Raw genomic sequence first — 5,007 nt, 5'->3', positions numbered from 1 at the left:
GGGGTCCAGCGCGCCGACGACGACCAGCGCGAGGGTCAGCACGCCCAGCCCGACGACGGTGACCGCGGCCGTCGCCGCGGCGGCGAGGGCCGGGGCGGGCAGCCGGCCGGCCGCTCCGCGGAGCGGGGACCGGGTCAGGAGCTGGCGCACACCACCACTCTCCCAAGCCGGGCGCGGTGGTCCGCGCCGAACCCGCCGGGCAACGCCGAGACCCGCCCCGGCGGCTGCCGGGGCGGGTCTCGTGGTGCACGGGGTGCGGGGCTCAGGACCCGGCGGGCTTGTCGCCGTCGGCGTCCCGGTCGCGGTCGGTCTCCGCCGCCGGGGGCGGCGGCGGCGTGGTGGGGGCCGCGTAGGTCGGCGGTGCCGGCGGCGGACCGGCCGGGGTCGAGCTCCAGCCACCTGCGGAGGAGGCCGAGGAGCCGGTCGACGGCGACCCGTAGGACGGGCCGGACGACGGGCCCGTGGACTGGCCCCAGCCGCCCTGGCCCGGGGTCCCCTGGTGGGAGCTGGGCGCCCCACCCTGGCCGGCACTCCCCTGGCCGTAGCCCGAGGGCTGGCCGTAGCCGCCGGACGACGAACCGCCCGGCTGGTCGGACTGCTGGCCGGGCTGCTGGCCGTAGCCGCCGGACTGCTGGGGCGCACCCCACCCGCCGGCCGGGCCCTGGGACGGTCCCTGGCCGGGGTTGCCCGACGACGCGCCGTAGCCGGGCTGCGAGCCGTAGCCCGACGGGCCCTGCGGCGAGCCGTAGCCCTGACCACCCTGACCCTGACCACCCTGGCCCGGGCCACCCTGACCCGGGGCCCCGTGGCCGCCGTGGCCCGGACCGCCCTGGCCGAACTGGGGCGCGGGCTGGTTGGCCCAGGATGCGGCGTTGGCCACGCCTCCGGGCAGCGCGGGCTTGTTCTTCAGCTCGGGCAGCAGGCCGAGCACCGCGAAGGCCAGCGCGGCCGCCGACACGAGGAAGGTGAGGAGCGCGAAGACGCTGAACCCGGCGGAGAAGGTCTGGATCCACTCGATGAGCGTCAGCAGGAACGCCAGCGCGGTCAGCCCGACGGTGACGAAGCTGCGCGGGAACCCGAGCTTGATGTCGGTGACCGCCGGCAGCAGGGCCCAGACGGCCGCCGCCAGCAGCAGGATGAACGAGAAGATGATCAGACCCGACTCGAAGCCGTTGACGCTGTAGCTGTAGCCGAACCCGAAGTCGCCGCTGAACCACGGCAGCAGCGAGAACAGCAGGTAGGCCACCGCGGAGCCGGCGACGACGTAGTCGCCCAGCTTGAGCTTCTTGAGGTCCAACCCGCCGCCGCCCTGGCCACCGGGGCCACCGGGGCCACCGGGGCCGTAGCCGGGCTGGCCGTAGGGCTGGCCCGGGCCGAGCTGCTGGCCGTACGGCGCGCCCTGCCCGTAGGCGGGCTGCTGACCGTGCGGCGGCTGGCCCTGCTGGCCGTAGGACGGCTGCTGACCGTAGGGCGGCTGCTGGCCGTACGGGGGCTGCTGCCCGTAGGACGGCTGGCCCTGCTGGCCGTACGGGGGCTGCTGCCCGTAGCCCCCCTGGGACTGGCCGTAGCCGGGCTGCTGACCGTAGCCGGGCTGACCCTGTCCGGGACCCCCGGTCTGGTCGGGTCCGCTGCTCGTCATCGCTCGACTTCTCCCCTGCGTGGTTCGGCGTGGACGTGATCAGGATGTCAGGTCCGCGACGCATCGTCCCCACGCCCGACACGCCCCGCAACCGCATGACGGCGGGGCACCCCCGAGGAGGGGTACCCCGCCGTCGGGCGGTGCCGGGGGTCAGGCGCCCACGATCTCCCGCATGAGCCGGGCGGTCTCCGACGGGGTCTTGCCGACCTTGACGCCGGCGGCCTCGAGGGCCTCCTTCTTCGCCTGGGCGGTGCCGGCCGAGCCGGACACGATCGCACCGGCGTGGCCCATGGTCTTGCCCTCGGGCGCGGTGAACCCGGCCACGTAGCCCACGACGGGCTTGGTGACGTGGGCCTTGATGAACTCGGCGGCCCGCTCCTCGGCGTCGCCGCCGATCTCGCCGATCATCACGATGGCCTCGGTCTCCGGGTCGTCCTGGAAGGCCTGCAGCGCGTCGATGTGCGTGGTCCCGATCACCGGGTCGCCGCCGATGCCGATGGCGGTGGAGAAACCGATGTCCCGCAGCTCGTACATCATCTGGTAGGTCAGCGTGCCGGACTTGGACACCAGCCCGATCTTCCCGGCCTGGGTGATGTTCGCCGGGATGATGCCGGCGTTGGAGCGCCCGGGGCTGATCAGGCCCGGGCAGTTGGGACCGATGATCCGGGTGCTCTTGCCCTGGGCGTAGGCCCAGAACTCGGTGGAGTCCTTGACCGGGATGCCCTCGGTGATGACGACGCACAGCCCGATGCCGGCGTCGACGGCCTCCACGACCGCGCCCTTGGCGAACTTCGGGGGCACGAAGACGACGGTGACGTCGGCGCCGGTCTCCTTCATCGCCTCGGCGACGGAGCCGAACACCGGCACGCTGGTGCCGTCGAAGTCCACGGTCTGGCCGGCCTTGGAGGGGTTGACGCCGCCGACGACCGCGGTGCCCGACGCCAGCATGCGCTGGGTGTGCTTGCGGCCCTCGGAGCCAGTGATGCCCTGGACGATGACCTTGCTGTTCTCGGTGAGGAAGATGCTCATGTTCGGGTGCCCTTCGGGGTCAGCAGGTCGGGGTCAGGCGGCGGCGAGCTCGGCGGCCCGGCGGGCGGCGCCGTCCATGGTGTCGACCACGGTCACCAGCGGGTGGTCGGCCTCGGCGAGGATGCGGCGGCCCTCGTCCACGTTGTTCCCGTCCAGCCGGACGACGAGGGGCTTGGTGGCCTCGTCGCCGAGCATCGACAGCGCGGACACGATGCCGTTGGCGACCGCGTCGCAGGCCGTGATGCCGCCGAAGACGTTGACGAAGACGCTCTTCACGGCCGGGTCGGACAGGATGATGCCCAGGCCGTCGGCCATGACCTGCGCGGAGGCGCCGCCGCCGATGTCGAGGAAGTTGGCCGGGCGGACGCCGCCGAACTCCTCGCCGGCGTAGGCCACGACGTCCAGGGTGCTCATGACCAGGCCCGCGCCGTTGCCGATGATGCCGACCTCGCCGTCGAGCTTGACGTAGTTGAGGTCCTTGGCCTTGGCCGCGGCCTCCAGCGGGTCGGCGGCGGCGACGTCCTCGAGGGCGTCGTGGGCGCCCTGCCGGAACGCCGCGTTCTCGTCCAGGGTGACCTTGCCGTCCAGCGCCAGCACGGTGCCGTCGGGGGCCTTGGCCAGCGGGTTGACCTCGACCAGGGTGGCGTCCTCCGCGGAGAAGACCTCCCAGAGCTTGATGGCGATCTCGACGACCTGGTCGCGCACCTCCGCGGGGAACTTCGCCGCGTCGACGATCTCCTCGGCCTTGGCCCGGTCGACGCCGACGGTGGCGTCGACGGGGATGCGGGCCAGCGCCTCGGGCTTGCTGACCGCGATCTCCTCGATCTCCATGCCGCCCTCGACGCTGGCCATGGCCAGGAAGGTGCGGTTGGAGCGGTCGAGCAGGTAGGAGAAGTAGTACTCCTCGGCGATGTCGCTGGCCTTGGCCACCATGACCTTGCGGGTCACGTGGCCCTTGATGTCGAGGCCGAGGATGTCGGTGGCGCGGGCCTTGGCCTCCTCGGGGGAGTCGGCGAGCTTGACGCCCCCGGCCTTGCCCCGGCCACCGACCTTGACCTGGGCCTTGACGACGACCTGGCCCGCGATGTCGCGGGCGATGGCCTCGGCCTGCTCAGGGGTCTCGGCGACGCCGCCGGGGAGCACGGGCACGCCGTGCGCTGCGAACATGTCACGGGCCTGGTACTCGAAGAGATCCACGAACAGGGACCGTAACGCCCCCGCAACCGCTGCGCCGAACCCTCGTGGCCCGCTATGGGGCGCATCACAGCGTCGGCACGCCCGCCGGTCACCGGCGCAGCGGTGCGTCCTCGTCCTCGGCGGGGTCGGCCCCCGCGCCGGCCGCGCGCTCGCCCGGCTGCCAGCGCCACGCCAGCACCGCGAGGCCCGTGCTGGCCAGGCCCGCCAGGAGCAGGCCCACCCCGGGCACCGTCCAGTCCAGGTCCGGGGAGTGCAGCGCGTCGCGCAGCCCGGACAGGCCGGCCTGCAGGACGGCGACGCCCACCGCCAGCAGCCCGCCGACGGCGGCCAGCCGGGGGCGCAGGGACGCCGACACGACCGCAACCAGCAGCAGTGCCGCGGCCAGCAACAACCCGCCCAGCAGCGCCACGCCGGGCCGCTCCAGCAGCGCGCGCGGCCCCTCGGTGGTGACGACGGTGACCAGGCCGGTGGCCGGGTCGGTGACCAGCTGGTCGGCGACGTCGGCGGCGGGCAGGGCCAGGCACAGCACGGTGACCGCCCCCAGCAGGACGCCGGCGCCGGCCAGGACCGGGCGCAGCGGGTCGAGCCGGCCGGCGTCCTCCATGACCGTGCGGCCGAAGGCGGGGACGGCGGCCGCCCCGGCCAGCACGGTCAGGGCGAGGGCCACGACGCCCAGCAGCCAGCCGGTCCCGGCCGACACCGACGAGGTCACCACCAGGTCGCCGGCCAGCACCTCGACACCGGGCCGGGTGGTCGAGGCCAGGCCTTGGTACAGCTCGATCAGCAGCCGGCCGACCGAGAGCGCGCCGGCGGCCCCGGCGTAGGCCAGCCCGAAGCGGGGCACGCGCCCGCTCGCGGTCAGCGCGCCGACCGCGAACGCCACCAGCGGGGTCAGCAGCGCGACCAGCACGTCCAGCGGCCCGGTCGCCAGCGAGAGCCGCTGCCCGTCGACGTCCAGGTAGGTGGGGAAGACGGCGACCGCGCCCACGAGACCGGCCAGGGCGAGCAGCCCGCCGGCGAGCCGGGCGGTGGGCGGCACGGTCCCGACCACCAGGCCGTCACCCGGGGTCGGGGCCCCGGTGCCACCGCGGGGGGCGGGGGTGCGCCGGCCGGGCGTCGCGGCGGGGGCCCGGCGGGCCGCG

Annotated in this window: 4 protein-coding genes; all 4 read right to left on the bottom strand. The window is 74.8% G+C overall.

The annotated features are described in order from the left end of the window. Positions 1–262: 262 nt before the first annotated feature. On the bottom strand, positions 263–1,639 hold the full coding sequence (locus tag NH342_RS21885) for a hypothetical protein (RefSeq protein WP_253018285.1): 1,377 nt from the start codon (positions 1,637–1,639) through the stop codon (positions 263–265). 150 nt (positions 1,640–1,789) lie between these two features. Next, entirely contained in the window at positions 1,790–2,668 is an 879-nt protein-coding gene (gene sucD / locus NH342_RS21880; RefSeq protein WP_253018283.1) for a succinate--CoA ligase subunit alpha, read from the bottom strand. 33 nt (positions 2,669–2,701) lie between these two features. Further along, a complete protein-coding gene (sucC, locus tag NH342_RS21875) occupies positions 2,702–3,865 on the bottom strand; it encodes an ADP-forming succinate--CoA ligase subunit beta (RefSeq protein ID WP_253018281.1) in 1,164 nt (387 codons plus the stop codon). Between the two features lie 88 nt (positions 3,866–3,953). Then, positions 3,954–5,007 (bottom strand): hypothetical protein (locus tag NH342_RS21870; protein ID WP_253018279.1); only part of this gene is annotated, 1,054 nt, incomplete at its 5' end.

The sequence above is a fragment of the Klenkia sp. PcliD-1-E genome (assembly GCF_024124375.1).
Lineage (GTDB): Bacteria > Actinomycetota > Actinomycetes > Mycobacteriales > Geodermatophilaceae > Klenkia.
This window is presented reverse-complemented; position numbering and strand designations above follow the sequence as displayed.